At 60.0% G+C, this 15,952-nt stretch carries 13 protein-coding genes; 6 read left to right on the top strand and 7 right to left on the bottom strand.

The genetic code is table 11. The features are described from left to right. Nucleotides 1-6: 6 nt before the first annotated feature. Together C9422_RS07400 and C9422_RS07395 are read left to right on the top strand one after the other, a co-directional pair. A complete protein-coding gene (locus tag C9422_RS07400) occupies nt 7-1,056 on the top strand; it encodes an alkene reductase (protein WP_116580179.1) in 1,050 nt (349 codons plus the stop codon). A gap of 251 nt (nt 1,057-1,307) precedes the next feature. Continuing rightward, nucleotides 1,308-1,838: a hypothetical protein gene (locus C9422_RS07395; RefSeq protein WP_007976709.1), complete on the top strand. Its 531-nt coding sequence runs from the start codon at nt 1,308-1,310 to the stop codon at nt 1,836-1,838. Between the two features lie 311 nt (nt 1,839-2,149). Here the strand turns inward: C9422_RS07395 and emhR are convergent, their stop codons facing one another. Beyond that, nucleotides 2,150-2,782 carry an efflux system transcriptional repressor EmhR gene (gene emhR, locus C9422_RS07390; protein ID WP_116580178.1) on the bottom strand — a complete coding sequence of 211 codons (633 nt, stop codon included), beginning with the start codon at nt 2,780-2,782 and terminating at the stop codon, nt 2,150-2,152. A gap of 277 nt (nt 2,783-3,059) precedes the next feature. Here emhR and C9422_RS07385 point away from each other — a divergent pair, with 277 nt between their 5' ends. From C9422_RS07385 to C9422_RS07370, 4 genes are all read left to right on the top strand, one after another. Beyond that, complete coding sequence (locus C9422_RS07385; protein ID WP_116580177.1) at nt 3,060-4,217, top strand: efflux RND transporter periplasmic adaptor subunit; 1,158 nt, start codon at nt 3,060-3,062, stop codon at nt 4,215-4,217. A 3-nt stretch (nt 4,218-4,220) separates the two neighbouring features. Beyond that, entirely contained in the window at nt 4,221-7,382 is a 3,162-nt protein-coding gene (gene emhB / locus C9422_RS07380; RefSeq protein ID WP_116580176.1) for an efflux RND transporter permease subunit EmhB, read from the top strand. Continuing rightward, the gene (gene emhC, locus C9422_RS07375) at nt 7,382-8,842 is read left to right on the top strand and encodes an efflux RND transporter outer membrane subunit EmhC (protein ID WP_116580175.1); all 1,461 of its coding nucleotides are present in this window, start codon (nt 7,382-7,384) and stop codon (nt 8,840-8,842) included. The genes emhB and emhC overlap by 1 nt, the downstream gene beginning before the upstream one ends. 436 nt (nt 8,843-9,278) lie before the next feature. Continuing rightward, entirely contained in the window at nt 9,279-10,538 is a 1,260-nt protein-coding gene (locus C9422_RS07370) for an OprD family porin (protein WP_116580174.1), read from the top strand. A gap of 90 nt (nt 10,539-10,628) precedes the next feature. On the opposite strand, the gene pcaC is transcribed toward C9422_RS07370, so the two are convergent. The 6 genes from pcaC to pcaH form a co-directional block, all read right to left on the bottom strand. Beyond that, nucleotides 10,629-11,021 carry a 4-carboxymuconolactone decarboxylase gene (pcaC, locus tag C9422_RS07365; protein ID WP_007976697.1) on the bottom strand — a complete coding sequence of 131 codons (393 nt, stop codon included), beginning with the start codon at nt 11,019-11,021 and terminating at the stop codon, nt 10,629-10,631. Between the two features lie 10 nt (nt 11,022-11,031). Further along, entirely contained in the window at nt 11,032-11,823 is a 792-nt protein-coding gene (pcaD, locus tag C9422_RS07360; protein ID WP_116580173.1) for a 3-oxoadipate enol-lactonase, read from the bottom strand. 12 nt (nt 11,824-11,835) lie between these two features. Further along, entirely contained in the window at nt 11,836-13,200 is a 1,365-nt protein-coding gene (locus tag C9422_RS07355; protein ID WP_116580172.1) for a 3-carboxy-cis,cis-muconate cycloisomerase, read from the bottom strand. A 45-nt stretch (nt 13,201-13,245) separates the two neighbouring features. Then, a complete protein-coding gene (locus tag C9422_RS07350) occupies nt 13,246-14,550 on the bottom strand; it encodes an MFS family transporter (RefSeq protein WP_116580171.1) in 1,305 nt (434 codons plus the stop codon). Between the two features lie 125 nt (nt 14,551-14,675). Continuing rightward, nucleotides 14,676-15,242, bottom strand: coding sequence for a protocatechuate 3,4-dioxygenase subunit alpha (gene pcaG, locus C9422_RS07345; protein ID WP_007976688.1), 567 nt, complete (start codon nt 15,240-15,242; stop codon nt 14,676-14,678). A gap of 1 nt (nt 15,243) precedes the next feature. Beyond that, nucleotides 15,244-15,948 carry a protocatechuate 3,4-dioxygenase subunit beta gene (gene pcaH, locus C9422_RS07340; RefSeq protein WP_007976686.1) on the bottom strand — a complete coding sequence of 235 codons (705 nt, stop codon included), beginning with the start codon at nt 15,946-15,948 and terminating at the stop codon, nt 15,244-15,246. Between the last annotated feature and the right edge of the window lie 4 nt (nt 15,949-15,952).

The raw sequence follows: 15,952 nt of genomic DNA, 5'->3' as shown, positions 1-15,952 counted from the left end.
TACTTCATGACGACTATTTTCGATCCAATCAAACTGGGCGACCTCGAGTTGGCCAACCGCATCATCATGGCGCCCCTGACCCGCTGCCGCGCCGACGAAGGCCGCGTACCCAACGCGCTGATGGCCGAGTACTACGTGCAGCGTGCGTCCGCCGGGCTGATCCTCAGCGAGGCGACTTCGGTGACACCGATGGGCGTCGGCTACCCGGATACCCCGGGCATCTGGTCCAACGATCAGGTACGTGGCTGGTCCAACGTGACCAAGGCCATCCATGGCGCGGGCGGCAAGATCTTCCTGCAGTTGTGGCACGTGGGTCGCATTTCCCACGGTTTGTACCTGAACGATGAAGCCCCGGTCGCCCCGAGTGCCATCCAGCCCAAGGGCCACGTCAGCCTGGTTCGTCCGCTGGCCGACTTCCCTGTTCCGCGCGCCCTGGAAACCGCTGAAATCGCCGACATCGTCGACGCTTACCGCGTCGGCGCCGAGAACGCCAAGGCCGCCGGCTTCGACGGTGTGGAGATCCACGCTGCCAACGGTTACCTGCTCGACCAGTTCCTGCAAAGCAGCACCAACCAGCGCACCGACAACTATGGCGGCTCCCTGGAAAACCGTGCCCGCCTGCTGCTGGAAGTGACTGACGCCGCCATCGAAGTCTGGGGCGCCGGCCGTGTAGGTGTGCACCTGTCGCCACGCGCCGACCTGCATGACATGGGCGACGACAACCTGGCCGAAACCTTCACCTACGTCGCTCGCGAACTGGGCAAGCGTGGCATCGCCTTCATCTGCTCGCGCGAGAAAGAAGGTGCCGACAGCCTCGGCCCACAACTCAAGGAAGCCTTCGGCGGCCCTTACATTGCCAACGAGCGTTTCACCAAGGACAGCGCTAATGCGTTGCTCGCCAGCGGCAAGGCCGATGCAGTTGCCTTCGGCGTACCTTTCATTGCCAACCCTGACTTGCCGGCACGCTTGCAGGTCGACGCGCCGCTGAACGAAGCGCGCCCGGAGTTGTTCTACGCCAAGGGCCCGGTTGGTTACATCGACTATCCAACATTGTAAAACTGCGCAAACTCGAAAAGCCCGGCGTTTCGAACGCCGGGCTTTTTTCTTTAAATAAGCTAAAACCCGCTAACCAGACTTAAACTTCTGACAACTCACCTGCCATCCAAACCAGTATCACACCCACCTGCATACAAACTTACAACTACAACCCAGACAAACCAAAAAAACAACTTAATACTTCACAAAGCCTCGCCACAACATATCGAGCGCTATGGAAAGCCCCTCAAAAACTTTAAAGGATTAACAGTATGGACAACAACGGCCCGATACACGCGCCCCACATCATTGCACAAACAGAATATGAAGCTGGAGAATTCAGCTTTTCTGCCTCCGCCAGCAAATTCCCTGATAAGTACACCGTGATGACCATCAACATCGCCAACAACACTAATGGCCCGATCCGGCTCTTGAAAGCAGGCTGGGACTTGACCGGAACGTCGCTGTCAGATTTCGAAATCGAAAAGAACGATGAGGAAACTCTCGAACTTCCTTACTTCCGGGACTTCTCCAGTAATGGACTGTATTACAAAAAAAGGAATTTCCCTCCGATCTTGCAAGAGTTCTCGTACATTACCGAAGATGGATTAATTTGCACGTTAGCTATTCAGCTGACAGTTTCAGTGGGTTACGGCTTCCTGCATCCAACCCTGAATCCAATCTGGACAAAAAAAATAACGCGATCCGGCAACAGCAGCAGCCCATATAAGGTCACTGCCAACATCACGAACAAGGATGAAGAGGCACCCTTCAGTTTTAGCGTCGACCTGATAATCGGTTAATACTGATCAGACAAAAAATACGCCGATGAAAAAACGTATCAGACCAGCTTACTGATGTCTTTTTTCGCCACATCCCAGACCCCGACTCGCAAAGCCGGGGTTCTTTTTCACGAGCGGTGGTATCCGTTCTAAGTTCATGCCCCATGCAGGCCCGATACAAAATTCCTACAAATTATGTAGCTTGATAGCTGTCAACCTGACACGAGTCCATATATAAAAGCACCCCATTACAAAAAGGCGCAGGAAGCAAAATGATCCTCGGGGGGGGATTTCAACAGTTGACTTGCCGGGAGCCAGGTTTTCATTTTGTTTCATTTGCGCAGGCTGGGGCTCAAGCGCAGCATGTCCAGCCCGGTATCGACCCATCGTTCGGCTTCGGTGTGCAATTCAAAACTGTCGGGGGCCAGCAACCACTGGTACAGGATGCCGTCGATGTATGCATGCAAGCTGATCGCGGCGCGAGCGGTGTCGAGGTTTTCCGGCAACTGCCCTCGATTGACGGCATTGCTCAGGGCCAGACCGATTCGCACGTTGCATTCGAGGCTGGCTGACACACGCTGTTGGCGCAGGTCGCACATTTCATCGGTGAATTCGCACTTATGAAAAAGAATCTCATTGATGCGTCGGGTTTTCGGGTCCAGCGCAATTTGATGAAACAAATGAATCAGCAGCTTGCGCATGCAGCCCAGGGGATCGAGTTCCTCTTCACTCTCGCTGGCCTTGGCCATTTCTTCCAGCGGCTCATGCAAAGTGTCGAGCATGGCCTGCACCAGGTCCGCCTTGTTGCTGAAATGCCAGTAAATGGCCCCACGAGTGACGCCGGCCAGAGTGGCGATGTCTGCCAGGGTCGTACGCGCCACGCCTCGCTCGTAAAAGGCCTTTTCGGCCGCCACGAGAATTTGCGCGCGGGTTTCCTGAGCTTCCTCTTTGGTACGACGGACCATGGCAGTACAACCTCAATCAGGGTGCTTCAGCGATGTCTGAATATCAGCTGAATAAAAGTGGGGCGAACGTTCTGGGGGTTCGTCCCCGGCCTACAATTCCAACCTTTCAACAGCGTGTGTAACGGCTTCTGTAACGACGTGGATACGCAGCCCGGGTATTTACAAACAGCCATGTACGTAAGTATATTACTTAGCAAGCTACTTATCCACTCGGCAACCATATTTCACCCTTCCACCTTTCTAGTGCGCACGTTGCGCGCCTGACCCGAGGATTTTCATGCAATTCAAGCCAGCTGTTACCGCTCTGGTCGCCGCCGTCGCCCTGGCATCGCTGCTCAGCGGATGCAAAAAGGAAGAGGCAGCACCGGCCGCCCCACCCCCTCAGGTCGGCGTCGTGACTCTGCAACCGCAATCATTCACCCTGACCTCCGATCTGCCCGGCCGTACCAGTGCGTTCCGCATTGCCGAAGTCCGCCCTCAGGTCAACGGCATCATTCTCAAGCGCCTGTTCAAGGAAGGCAGCGACGTCAAGGCCGGCCAGCAGCTCTATCAGATCGATCCGTCGGTCTATGAAGCGACATTGAAAAGCGCCGAAGCCAACCTGCGCTCGACCAAGTCGATTTCCGACCGCTACAAGCAACTGGTCGACGAGCAGGCTGTAAGCCGTCAGGAATACGACACCGCCGTGGCCAACCGCCTGCAATCGGAAGCCGCACTGCAAACCGCACAGATCAACGTGCGCTACACCAAGGTCTATGCCCCGCTGACCGGCCGCATCGGCCGCTCCTCCGTGACCGAAGGCGCGCTGGTCAGCAATGCCCAGGTCGATGCGATGGCGGTGATTCAGCAAATCGACCCGATCTACGTCGACGTGACCCAGTCCTCGGTCGAGCTGCTGCAACTGCGCCGCGAGCTGGAAAGCGGCCGCCTGCAAAAAGCCGGCGACAACGCGGCCTCGGTCAAGCTGACCCTGGAAGACGGCAGCGAGTACAAGCTGGACGGCAAGCTGGAATTCTCCGAAATCTCGGTTGACCAGACCACCGGCTCCGTCACCCTGCGCGCCATTTTCCCGAACCCTGACCACACCCTTCTGCCTGGCATGTTCGTGCACGCCAAGTTGCTGGCCGGTGTGAACAGCGCGGCGATCCTGGCCCCGCAGCAAGGCGTGACCCGCGACCTCAAGGGCACCCCGACCGCTCTGGTTGTCGGCCCGGACAACAAGGTCGAACTGCGTCAACTCAAGGCCAACCGCACCGTCGGCAACCAGTGGCTGATCGAAGACGGCCTGAAGGCCGGCGATCGCCTGATCACCGAAGGTCTGCAATTCGTCAAACCCGGCATCGAAGTCAAGGCCAGTGAAGCGACCAACGTAGCCGTAAAGAACCCGGCCCCCGCTCAGACAGCTGATAAAGCCTCTGGCGGAAAAGGGGAGTAAACCATGTCGAGATTTTTTATCGACCGTCCGATTTTCGCCTGGGTAATTGCCCTGGTGATCATGTTGGTCGGGGCACTATCGATCCTGCGGTTGCCGATCAACCAGTACCCGAGCATTGCGCCTCCGGCGATTGCCATTTCCGTGACTTACCCGGGTGCTTCGGCACAAACGGTACAGGACACCGTGGTTCAGGTGATCGAGCAACAGCTCAACGGTATCGACAACCTGCGTTATGTCTCGTCGGAAAGTAACTCCGACGGCACCATGACCATTACCGCGACCTTCGAGCAAGGCACCAACTCCGACACCGCGCAGGTTCAGGTACAGAACAAGCTGAACCTGGCCACCCCGCTGCTGCCGCAGGAAGTGCAACAGCAAGGTATCCGCGTCACCAAGGCGGTGAAGAACTTCCTGCTGGTGATCGGCGTGGTGTCGCGTGACGGCAGCATGACCAAGGACGACTTGTCCAACTACATCGTGTCGAACATGCAAGACCCGATCTCGCGGACCGCAGGTGTCGGCGACTTCCAGGTGTTCGGTTCGCAGTACGCCATGCGTATCTGGCTCGACCCGGCCAAGTTGAACAACTACAACCTGACCCCGATCGACGTCAAGACCGCCATCGCGGCGCAAAACGTCCAGGTCTCGTCCGGTCAGCTCGGCGGCCTGCCTGCCCTGCCCGGCACCCAGCTGAACGCGACGATCATCGGCAAGACCCGCCTGCAGACCGCGGAGCAATTCGACAAGATCCTGCTCAAGGTCAACAAGGACGGCTCCCAGGTTCGCCTCAAGGATGTCGCCGAAGTCGGCCTGGGTGGCGAGAACTACAGCATCAACGCCCAGTTCAACGGCGCCCCGGCTTCCGGCCTGGCGGTGAAACTGGCCACCGGTGCCAACGCGCTCGATACCGCCAAGGCCCTGCGCACGACCATCGACAGCCTCAAGCCGTTCTTCCCGCAAGGGATGGAAGTGGTGTTCCCGTACGACACCACGCCGGTGGTGACCGAGTCGATCAAAGGTGTGGTTCACACCCTGGTCGAAGCGATCGCGCTGGTGTTCCTGGTGATGTTCCTGTTCCTGCAAAACTTCCGCGCCACCGTGATCACCACGATGACCGTGCCGGTGGTATTGCTCGGTACATTCGGGATCCTCGCGGCCGCCGGTTTCAGCATCAACACCCTGACCATGTTCGGTATGGTGCTGGCCATCGGCTTGCTGGTGGACGACGCCATCGTCGTGGTGGAAAACGTCGAACGGGTGATGAGCGAAGAAGGCCTGTCACCGAAGGAAGCCACCAAGAAGTCCATGGGTCAGATCCAGGGCGCACTGGTCGGTATCGCCCTGGTGTTGTCGGCGGTTCTGCTGCCAATGGCGTTCTTCAGCGGTTCCACCGGTGTGATCTACAAGCAGTTCTCGATCACCATCGTCTCGGCCATGGCCCTGTCGGTACTGGTTGCGTTGATCTTCACCCCGGCGCTCTGCGCCACCATGCTCAAGCCGATTCCGAAAGGCGAGCACGGCGTACCCAAGCGTGGTTTCTTTGGCTGGTTCAACCGCAATTTCGACCGCGGCGTTCGCGGCTACGAACGCGGTGTGGGCAATATCCTGCAGCGCAAGATCCCGTACCTGCTGGCGTATCTGCTGATCGTGGTGGGCATGATCTGGCTGTTCACCCGCATTCCGACGGCGTTCCTGCCGGAAGAAGACCAGGGTGTACTGTTCGCCCAGGTGCAAACCCCGGCCGGCTCCACAGCCCAGCGTACCCAGGTGGTCGTGGATGAAATGCGTGAATTCCTGCTGCGCCCGGGCAAGGATGGCGGCGAAGGCGATGCGGTGAACTCGGTGTTTACCGTGACCGGTTTCAACTTCGCCGGCCGTGGCCAGAGTTCGGGTATGGCGTTCATCATGCTGCGTCCGTGGGACGAACGTAACGCCGACAACAACGTGTTCAAGGTGGCGGCCCGTGCCCAGCAGCACTTCTTCACCTTCCGCGATGCCATGGTGTTCGCCTTTGCACCACCGGCGGTACTGGAGTTGGGTAACGCCACCGGTTTCGACGTGTTCCTGCAGGACCGCGCCGGTATCGGCCACGAAAAACTGATGGAAGCGCGCAACCAGTTCCTTGGCATGGCCGCACAAAGCAAGATCCTGTCTCAGGTGCGTCCGAACGGCCTGAACGACGAACCGCAATACCAACTGGAAATCGATGACGAGAAGGCCAGTGCCCTGGGCATTACCATCGCCGACATCAACAACACCCTGTCGATTGCCCTGGGCAGTAGCTACGTCAACGACTTCATCGACCGTGGTCGGGTGAAGAAGGTTTACGTGCAAGGCCAGCCAGGCTCTCGAATGGGCCCGGAAGACTTGCAGAAGTGGTACGTGCGCAACGCCCAGGGAACCATGGTGCCGTTCTCGGCATTCGCCAAGGGCGAGTGGATCTACGGTTCGCCGAAACTGGCCCGTTACAACGGCGTGGAAGCGATGGAAATCCTCGGCGCCCCGGCACCGGGTTACTCCACCGGTGAAGCCATGCTCGAAGTCGAAGCCATTGCCAAGAAGCTGCCGGCCGGTGTCGGTATTTCCTGGACCGGCCTGTCGTACGAGGAACGCCTGTCCGGCTCGCAAGCGCCGGCGCTGTACGCCCTGTCGCTGCTGATGGTGTTCCTGTGCCTGGCGGCGCTGTATGAAAGCTGGTCGATTCCGATCGCGGTGATGTTGGTGGTACCGCTGGGGATCATCGGTGCACTGATGGCCACCAGCCTGCGCGGTTTGTCCAACGACGTGTATTTCCAGGTAGGCCTGTTGACGACTATCGGCCTGGCGGCGAAAAACGCCATTCTGATTGTCGAATTTGCAAAGGAACTGCACGAACAGGGGCGTAGCCTGCGCGACGCGGCAATCGAAGCCTGCCGCATGCGTCTGCGACCGATCATCATGACCTCCCTCGCCTTCGTTCTGGGTGTGGTACCACTGGCGATATCCACGGGCGCAGGTTCGGGTAGCCAGCATGCAATCGGTACCGGCGTGATCGGCGGTATGATCACGGCCACTGTGCTGGCGATCTTCTGGGTCCCGCTGTTCTTCGTCACCGTGTCGTCCATTGGCCAGCGTAAGATTGCCGACCCGGATGACGCTACTGAAACTCCTAAAGAGGCTGGCTAATGAGCAAGTCGCTACTCTCCCTGGCAGTCGCCGCCTTCGTGCTCGGTGGCTGCTCGCTGATATCAGATTATCAGCAGCCTGAAGCACCGGTGGCGGGGCAATACCCGCAGGGCCCGGCGTATGCGCCGGCCCAGGCACCGGCGCAAGCGGCAGCCGAGCAGGGCTGGAAGCAGTTTTTCCACGACCCGGCGCTGCAACAGCTGATCCAGGTCGCCCTGGAAAACAACCGTGACCTGCGTGTCGCGGCCCTGAACATCGACGCCTTTGCGGCTCAGTACCGCATCTCCCGCGCCGACCTGTTCCCGGCCGTTTCGGCCAACGGCACCGGCAGCCGCCAGCGCCTTCCGGCTAACGCGTCGCAGACCGGCGAAGCCGGCATCACCAGTTCCTACTCCGCAACGGTTGGCGTCAACGCCTACGAACTCGACCTGTTCGGTCGGGTTCGCAGCCTGAACGAGGAAGCGTTGCAGAAGTACTTCGCTACCGAAGAAGGCCGGCGCAGCACGCAGCTCAGCCTGGTGGCCAGCGTCGCCAACGCCTACCTGACCTGGCAGGCCGACAAGGAACTGCTGAAAGTTACCCAGGACACCCTCGCCGCGTTCGAGGAGAGCTACAAGCTCACCGCGCGCAGCAACGAAGTGGGAGTCGCCTCGGCCCTGGACCTGGCGCAGTCGCGGACCTCGGTGGAAAACGCCCGTGCGCAACTGGCCCGTTACACCCGCCAGGTCGCCCAGGATGAAAACAGCCTGGTACTGCTGTTGGGTACCGGCGTCCCGGCCAACCTGCCAGCGGCCAAACCGTTGAACGACGATCTGTTGGCCGAAGTACCGGCCGGCCTGCCGTCGGACTTGCTGCAACGTCGTCCGGATATCCTCCAGGCCGAGCACAACCTCAAGGCGGCCAACGCCAACATCGGCGCGGCACGGGCAGCGTTCTTCCCGAGCATCAGCCTGACCGCCAACGCCGGGACCCTGAGCCCGGACCTGTCCGGCCTGTTCAAGGGCGGTTCGGGTACATGGTTGTTCCAGCCACAGATCAACCTGCCGATCTTCAACGCCGGCGCCCTGAGCGCCAGCCTGGATTACTCGAAGATCCAGAAAGACATCGGTGTGGCGAACTACGAGAAGTCCATTCAAACGGCCTTCCAGGAAGTCGCCGACGGCCTGGCCGCACGCGGGACCTACACCGACCAGGTACAGGCACAGCGTAATCTGGTCAGCGCCAACCAGGACTACTACCGCCTGGCCGAGCGTCGTTATCGCATCGGTGTCGACAGCAACCTGACGTTCCTCGATGCCCAGCGTCAGCTGTTCAACTCCGAACAGAATCTGATTACCGATCGCCTGGCGCAGTTGATCAGTCAGGTCAACCTGTACAAGGCACTGGGTGGTGGCTGGAACGAACAGACGGCGAAGAACGAGCCGTTGAAGGAAGAAGCGCCGAAGATGAAGTATTTCTGATAGCGCTGTGAGAACACTAAGCCCACCGATTGGTGGGCTTTTTGTTGGCTGCGGGAAAAGGTGTACTGGCCGTACGGGCCCCATCGCGGGCAAGCCCGCTCCCACAGGGTCACTGTGGTTCACAATTTTGTATACGACACGGACACTGTGGGAGCTGGCTTGCCAGCGATGAGGCGCGCAAGAACAGCACAATAATCACAGTCAATCTAATGTTCGATAATCGCCCAAAACCCGCTTTTTACGATTGAACCATCCAGTACATTCCACGCACCATCCGAACCACAAAACCAATAACAACAGGTTCGACACCATGCCCCCGCGCCCTGCCCTCCCCGGCTGATCCGCTTCGCTTTTCATGATTTCGACTGTTCGTCTGCAACCCCCGGGTTGCGGCATCACCCCGTTTCATCCCCAAGAATTAGTGAGACCCGAGCCCATGACGCCTTCTCCCGCGCCGTACTTCGTTCCCAGCCTGATCGCCATTGCCCTGGCCTGCGCGGCCCTGCCCGCCAGCGCCGAGGAGTCGGGCTTTGTGGAGGGCGCCAAGGTCAACCTGAACCTGCGCAACTTCTACATCAATCGCAACTTCACCAACCCGACCAAGGCCCAGGGCAAGGCTGAGGAGTGGACGCAAAGTTTCATCCTCGACGCCAAGTCCGGGTTCACCCAGGGCACCGTCGGGTTCGGCATGGATGTGCTGGGTTTGTACTCGGTAAAACTCGATGGCGGCAAAGGCACTGGCGGGACGCAACTGCTGCCGCTGGACCATGACGGCCGCCCTGCAGACAACTTCGGCCGCACCAACGTGGCGCTCAAGGCGAAGCTGTCGCAGACCGAAGTCAAGGTTGGGGAATGGATGCCGGTGCTGCCAATCCTGCGTTCGGACGACGGTCGCTCATTGCCGCAAACCTTCCGTGGCGGTCAGATCACCTCGAAAGAAATCAACGGACTAACGTTGTACGGCGGCCAGTTCCGCGCCAACAGCCCGCGCGACGACAGCAGCATGAGCGACATGTCGATGACCGGCAAAGCCGCGTTCACCTCCGATCGTTTCAACTTTGAGGGCGGCGAGTACGTGTTCAATGAAAAGCGCACCCAGATTGGTCTGTGGAACGCCGAGCTCAAGGACATCTACAGCCAACAGTTCGTCAACCTGATCCACAGCCAGCCCGTCGGCGACTGGACCCTGGGCGCCAACCTGGGTTTCTTCTACGGCAAGGATGACGGCAGCGCCCGGGCCGGTGAGCTGGACAACAAAACCCTGTACGGGTTGTTCTCGGCCAAATACGGCGGCCACACCTTCTACGTCGGCCTGCAGAAACTCACCGGCGACAGCGCCTGGATGCGGGTCAACGGCACCAGCGGCGGCACCCTGGCCAACGACAGCTACAACTCCAGCTACGATAATGCCCGGGAGAGATCCTGGCAGGTGCGCCACGACTACAACTTCGTCGCCCTCGGCGTACCGGGCCTGACCCTGATGAACCGCTATATCAGCGGCGACAATGTGCACACCGGCAGCATCACCGACGGCAAGGAATGGGGACGTGAATCGGAACTGGGCTACACCGTGCAGAGCGGCGTGCTGAAAGACCTGAATCTGAAATGGCGCAACTCGACCATGCGCCGGGATTACAGCAACAACGAGTTCGATGAGAACCGGTTGATCATCAGCTATCCGATCAGCCTGCTGTAAAATCAAAAGATCGCAGCCTGCGGTGCTCCTACAGGGGTTCACACCCTCCTGTAGGAGCTGCCGCAGGCTGCGATCTTTTTAAGCCCTGACCTATTCCCGCGACTCGACCCCCAACTCATCCCACACCGACTCGGCCAGGTGGAAGGTCGCATTGGCCGCCGGAATGCCGCAGTAGATGGCGCTCTGCATGATCACTTCCTTGATCTCGCCACGGCTCACGCCGTTGTTGGCGGCGGCGCGCAGGTGCAGTTTGAGTTCGCCCTCGCGGTTCATGCCGATCAGCATGGCGATGGTGATCAGGCTGCGGGTATGGCGCGGCAGGCCCGGACGGGTCCAGATGTCGCCCCAGGCGTGGCGGGTAATCATCTCCTGAAACTCCGAGTTGAACTCGGTCAGGGTCGTCAGGCTGCGGTCGACATGCGCGTCTCCAAGGACCGCGCGACGGACCTTCATACCCTCGTCATAACGTTGTTTTTCGTCCACGAGAATCCCCTCAATCAGCCGACAGAAACGCCAGCACGCGCTCGCTGAACGCATCGCCTGCCTGGACGTTGGACAAATGCGCGGCGTAGAACTCGGCGTACTCGGCCCCGCGCACATGCTCCTGAATGAAATGCCCACCGGATGGCGGCGTCACCGCATCTTCGGTCCCGGCAATCACCAGCAACGGCGCCTTGATCGAGGACAACCGCTCGCGGAAATCGGCATCACGCACCGCCGCGCAATTGGCCGCATAGCCTTCGGGCGAAGTGGCCGCGAGCATGTCGGTAATCTGCTTGGCCGCCGCCGGGTTGGCGGCGGAGAAGTCCGGAGTGAACCAGCGGGCAATCGAGGCATCGCGCAAGGCAACCATGGCCGCCTGACCATCACGCAGGACCATTTCGATACGCGGGTTCCACACTGACGGATCGCCGATTTTCGCCGCGGTGTTGCACACGATCAGCTTGTTCAGGCGCTCGCCGGCATTGATCCCCAGCCACTGGCCAATCAGCCCGCCCATGGACAAGCCGCAGAAATGCGCGCGCTCGATGTGCAAGGCATCCAGCAAGGCGAGCACGTCGCGGCCCAGTTGCTCGATGCTGTAAGGTCCCGGGGTCACCAATGACTGGCCATGACCGCGAGTGTCAAAACGCAACACGCGAAAATGCTCGGAGAACGCCGGGATTTGCGCGTCCCACATGTGCAGGTCGGTGCCCAAGGAGTTGGACAGCACCAGCACCGGCGCATCGACCGGTCCATCCAGTTGGTAATGCAGTTCGCCCTCGGCGAGTTGTACAAAAGCCACAGCAATTCTCCTTCAGGCAGTCAATGCAGAATGTTCGGCCACCGCCCGCTCGACCCAGGTTTGGGCCTGGCCGAGGTAATGGGCAGGGTCCAGCAGATGATCGAGTTCAGCCGCCGACAGTTCGGCGGTCACTTGCGGTTCATCGCCAAGCACCGCACGCAGGTGACGCTGTTCGGCCACCGCGCGTTTGCAGCAGCGTTCGAGCAGATGGTGTGCGGTATCGCGGCCAACCCGTTGGGCGAGGACAATACTCACCGCTTCGGCGAGCACCAGGCCCTGGGTCAGATCGAGGTTGTGCGCCATGCGCCCGGCATCCACTTCCAGCCCCTGGGTGATCAGCAACGCTTGCTGCAGGCTGCCCGACACCAGGCAGCAAATCTCCGGCAGGGTTTCCCACTCGGCATGCCACAGGCCAAGACTGCGCTCGTGTTCCTGGGGCAAGGCGCTGAAGAGTGTCGAGAGCAAACCGGGTACACGCGTCGCCGCGCCGATCAACACCGCCGCGCCCACCGGATTGCGCTTGTGCGGCATGGTCGAGGAACCGCCCTTGCCCGGCGCCGAAGGTTCGAACACTTCGGCGGCTTCGGTTTGCATCAGCAGGCTGACGTCGCGACCGAGCTTGCCGAGACTGCCGGCGATCAACCCGAGCACCGCGCCGAACTCCACCACACGATCGCGCTGGGTGTGCCACGGTTGCTCGGGCAAGGTCAGTTGCAGCTCTTCGGCCAGCGCCTGGGCAATCGGCATGGCCTGCTCGCCAAGTGCCGCGAGGGTGCCGGACGCACCGCCGAATTGCAGCACCAGCAGACGCGGTTTCAATTCGGCCAGGCGCTGGCGACTGCGGGTCACGGCGCCCAGCCAACCGGCGATTTTCATGCCGAGGGTCACCGGCGTCGCATGCTGCAACCAGGTGCGCCCGGCCAATGGCGTAGCCACATATCGTTCGGCCTGCGTCGCAAGGGTTTGCCCAAGTTGCGCCAGATCGCTTTCGATCAACTCCAGCGCACGACGCAATTGCAGCACCAGGCCGCTGTCCATCACATCCTGGCTGGTCGCGCCCAAATGCACGTAACGCTCGGCCTCGGCATTCTGCGCAGCGATCTGCTTGCCCAGCGCCTTGACCAACGGAATCGCCGAGTTACCCGCCGTGGCAATCGCCTCGCCCAACGCCGCAAAGTCGTAGAGCCCGGCGCTGCAAGCCGCTTGAATCGGCGCGACAGCACTTGTCGGAATCAACCCGACCCGCGCTTCGGCCCGGGCCAGTGCCGCTTCGAAATCGAGCATGGCCTGGACCCGGCCCTGATCGCAGAACACGTCACGCATATCGCGGGCAGTGAAATAGGCATCGAACAATTGATTGCCCGGTCGCTGGTTCATAAACAGTTCCTGAAGGCGCGGGCCTTTGCGGCCCGCGCAAGAAGATCAAAGATCGTGATGCAGATACTTCGCCTGTTTCGGCAGACGCAGGCTGAACAGGAAGGCTATCGCCATCATCACCGTTACATACCAGTAGAAGGAGTTTTCCATGCCCACGGCCTTGAGGCTCAAGGCCACATATTCCGCCGAACCACCGAAGATCGCATTCGCCACCGCATACGCCAGGCCGACACCCAATGCACGCACCTCCGGCGGAAACATCTCGGCTTTCACCAGGCCACTGATCGAGGTGTAGAAACTGACGATTGCCAGCGCCAGGGTAATCAGCACAAAGGCCAGGAACGGACTGCTGACACTTTTCAGGCTCAACAGGATCGGCACCGTGCACAGCGTGCCGAGGGCGCCGAACCAGAGCATCGAGTTACGCCGCCCGATCTTGTCGGCGAGCATGCCGAAAACCGGTTGCATGCACATGTAGAGGAACAGCGCGCCGGTCATGATGTAGCTGGCGGTCTTGGCCGGCATGCCGGCGGTGTTCACCAGGTACTTCTGCATGTACGTGGTGAAGGTGTAGAAAATCAGCGAGCCACCGGCGGTGTAGCCGAGTACGGTGATGAACGCAGCCTTATGGTCACGAAACAGCGCGCCGATGCTGCCGGCGTCCTTGTTTTCGCGCATTTCCTTGCTGGAGGTTTCTTTCAGCGAACGACGCAGATACAGCGAAACCAGCGCCGCCATGGCACCAACCACGAAGGGAATCCGCCAACCGTAGGCACGCAACTCCTCTTCACTGAGGAACTGTTGCAGGATCACTACCACCAATACCGCCAGCAGTTGCCCGCCAATCAGCGTTACGTACTGGAAGGATGCGAAGAAACCGCGCTGCCCCTTGAGGGCGACTTCACTCATGTAGGTGGCGGTGGTGCCGTACTCGCCACCTACCGACAGGCCCTGGAGCAAACGCGCAAACAGCAACAGGACTGGCGCCCAGATCCCGATGCTGCTGTAGGTCGGCAGGCAAGCGATAAGCAACGAGCCGAAACACATCATCAGAATCGAGATCAACATCGAATTCTTGCGCCCGTGCTTGTCTGCCAACCGACCGAAAATCCAGCCACCGATCGGTCGCATCAGGAACCCGGCGGCAAACACGCCTGCGGTATTGACCAACTGCACCGTGGGGTTGTCGGAGGGGAAAAAGGCCGGCGCGAAATAAAGCGCACTGAAGGCGTAGACGTAAAAGTCGAACCATTCGACCAGATTACCGGACGAGGCACCGACAATGGCGAAGATCCGCTTGCTGCGCTCCTCACCGGTGTATAGCGGTTGTGTAGCGGTGGTCGTTGTCATTGTTTTCTACTCAATGGGGACAGTGAGAGTCTAGACATACTTTGCAACAGTCCCGTTCCACACAAAAGATCGCAGCCTACGGCAGCTCCTACAAAGGCATGGGCTGCGATCTTTTGATCTGGGTCTTAATAATCGAAGAACACCGTCTCCGCATCAGTGCCTTGCAGAATCACATTCCACTGATAAACACCCGACGCATCCTTCCTGGCCAGCAAGGTACCGCGACGCTCGGCCGGCACGCACTCCAGCAACGGATCGTTGACGTTGGCCGCCTCTCCATCAAAGTAGATCCGTGTCAGCAGGTGCTTCACCAGACCACGGGCAAACACCAGTACCACCAGGTGCGGTGCCTGAGTCGTGCCTTTGAGCCCCTCGACCGTTCCCGGCTTGATGGTGGTGAAACGAAAACGCCCTTCGGCATCCACCGGCACCCGGCCAAAGCCTTCGAAATTCGGGTCCAGGGGTTTTTCCTGGTCGTCCTCCGGATGGTCATACTTGCCCGCGGCATTGGCCTGCCAGACTTCCAGCATCGCGTCGTTGACGATGTCGCCATTGCCGTCGAGTACTTGCCCGGTGATCGCCACGCGCTCGCCCAGGGTTTGTTCGACGGTCAGGTCTTCGCGGTTCAGCCAGGTCAGGCCGATGTGGTAGTACGGCCCGACGGTGTGGGACGTGGTCGCAGTCAGCGTCATCTTATTTCTCCATCGGCGTGGCGTCGCGGCCGCGCAAAACGATGTCCCAGCGATAACCGAGGGCATAGGACGGGATGGTTTTTTCCAGGTCGAACGAGGCGATCAAGCGCTCTTTGGCGCGGGTATCGGGCACGCAGTTGTAGATCGGGTCATACGCCAGCAGCGGGTCGCCCGGAAAATACATTTGCGTCACCAGGCGCGTCAGGATGCTCGGCCCGAACAACGAGAAATGGATGTGCGCCGGGCGCCAGGCGTTGTGGTGGTTGCCCCACGGATACGCACCGGGCTTGATGGTCTGGAACTGATACCAGCCATCGGCGTCGGTCACCGTACGACCCGTGCCAGTGAAGTTCGGGTCCAGCGGCGCGTCGTGCAGGTCACGGGCATGGGCATAGCGACCGGCAGCGTTGGCTTGCCAGATCTCCACCAGAATCCCCGGAACCGGCAGACCGTTTTCGTCCAGCACGCGGCCGTGGATGATGATGCGCTCACCCTGTGGCTGACCTTCGTGCTGAGCGGTGAGGTCATTGTCCTTCTCGTTGACGCGCTCGGCGCCGACGGTTGGCCCGGTGATTTCCGACAACGAATGGGGCAGAAACACCAACGGCTTGGACGGCGAGCGCAGGTTGGTGGATTGATAGGTCGGGTGCAGGTACTCCGGTTGAGTACCCTCCTGCGGGCGACGGTAACCAGGCTTGTCAGTCATTACT

It is taken from the genome of Pseudomonas sp. B1(2018) (genome assembly GCF_003097365.1).
GTDB classification, from domain to species: Bacteria; Pseudomonadota; Gammaproteobacteria; order Pseudomonadales; family Pseudomonadaceae; genus Aquipseudomonas; species Aquipseudomonas laurylsulfatiphila.
This window is presented reverse-complemented; position numbering and strand designations above follow the sequence as displayed.